Source organism: Streptomyces sp. NPDC046876 (assembly GCF_040645035.1).
GTDB lineage: Bacteria > Actinomycetota > Actinomycetes > Streptomycetales > Streptomycetaceae > Streptomyces.
This window is the reverse complement of sequence record NZ_JBEYXK010000232.1, coordinates 1-1,586: the sequence shown is the minus strand read 5'-3', so window position 1 is coordinate 1,586 and position 1,586 is coordinate 1. Positions and strand designations below refer to the sequence as shown.

Annotated in this window: 1 protein-coding gene and 1 rRNA gene; both read right to left on the bottom strand. The window is 46.1% G+C overall.

Going from position 1 to position 1,586, the window contains the following annotated elements; genetic code table 11:
* A 23S ribosomal RNA gene (locus tag ABZ924_RS38655) occupies nucleotides 1–983 on the bottom strand; the annotation flags it as partial.
* A gap of 182 nt (nucleotides 984–1,165) precedes the next feature.
* Nucleotides 1,166–1,586, bottom strand: a 421-nt coding sequence (locus tag ABZ924_RS38650) for a hypothetical protein (RefSeq protein ID WP_361920431.1), incomplete at its 5' end; no start/stop codon positions are given.

The following is a 1,586-nucleotide window of genomic DNA, read 5'->3' as shown; positions in this document are numbered from 1 at the left end:
CGCTGGACAACGAACTGGCGAAAATCACGAAAGTCAGCCAGGACGTGCAAAAACATCGGTTTGCGGTACGGGCACCTCCCGCCTCGCTAGAGGCTTTTCTTGGCAGTGTGAAATCAGGGACTCAAGGGTAAACCCTCTTGCCGTCACAGCTCAACGTATTAGAAATGGGATTTGCCTCATTTCACGCCTCACTGCTTGGACGTGCACAACCAACGGCACGCTCTCCTTATCCTTCTGCGTCCCCCCATTGCTCAAACGGCGGGGAGGTGGTACAGGAATATCAACCTGTTGTCCATCGTCTACGCCTATCGGCCTCGACTTAGGTCCCGACTAACCCTGAGCGGACGAGCCTTCCTCAGGAAACCTTAGGCATTCGGTGGACGGGATTCTCACCCGTCTTTCGTTACTCATACCGGCATTCTCACTTCTAAGCGCTCCACCAGTCCTTCCGGTCTGACTTCAACGCCCTTAGAACGCTCTCCTACCACGGATCTCTAACGAGATCCATCCACAGCTTCGGTAATCCGTTTAGCCCCGGTACATTTTCGGCGCAGTGTCACTCGACCAGTGAGCTATTACGTGTTCTCTAGATTAGAAGGTGAAAGACCAGTAATTCGCTCTCATAAAGATAAACTTGCGATGGTAACTCATATGGATAGACTCATTTTCATTCGTAATAATAAAAGTATTGGAGAAGTGGGCTTCCAGATAAGGCAGGAACTCATGATCATCCAGGAAAAAGCCCAATTCATTCTGGTCGTTTTGCTTCAGGCGGACCGGCTCTTCACCCGCCAATAGGAAAGACTGGTAAAGCGCCACGTCGGCAGCTGGTACGTAGAGGTGGTTCCGCTTCGAGCGCGTCGACTTCTGTTGCTTCAAGTAGTTGCCGATAGCCTGTTCCTGTTCTTGGGTGACAGCGTAGCGCTGCTTCGCTGACTGAACGACAGGAGTGGAATTTACTCCTTTCTTCCGTTGCCTCTACGTTAACAAAATGCCTAAAAATAGGCAACTAAAAATGGTAAATAACTGGTATTACTTTAATCCTCTTTTAAAAACCTTATAAATAAAGGTTTTTTATATCTATCGTCCTTTTTCCTTAGTCTTTAATTAGAAAGACCCAAAAATAACCATGAATATTTTTACATATAAATTAAAAAATCGGAAGTCACTTGGACTTCCGATTTGCTAGCCTACGAAGCAATTTCTCTTTCTCAGCTGCTAATTCTTCTGGAGAAGACATACTGGGTATAGCTTCTTCTTTTTCTGATTGGTTCAACCATGCCGGAGTTCGTTCGGTTCTGACTGTTTGTTGAGAGGAAGTGGTTTGAATCCCCAACCATCTCTTTTTATCTTCAACCGCTTTTGTCAATCGTGCGGTAATGCTTTTAATCCGTCCGGGTGTCCGTTCAAGAGAATACTGCAAAGCATCCGCATACTGGTGAACTGTCAGCACTTCTTGATGGGCGAAGTAATGGTTCGCAATCTCGTCTACCTCAATTTGGTCATCCATCAATCGCTTTTCGTATTTGCCTGGCATATTCCCAAAACAATGCGTAATATAAATATTCAACAAGGTGATATCGAAG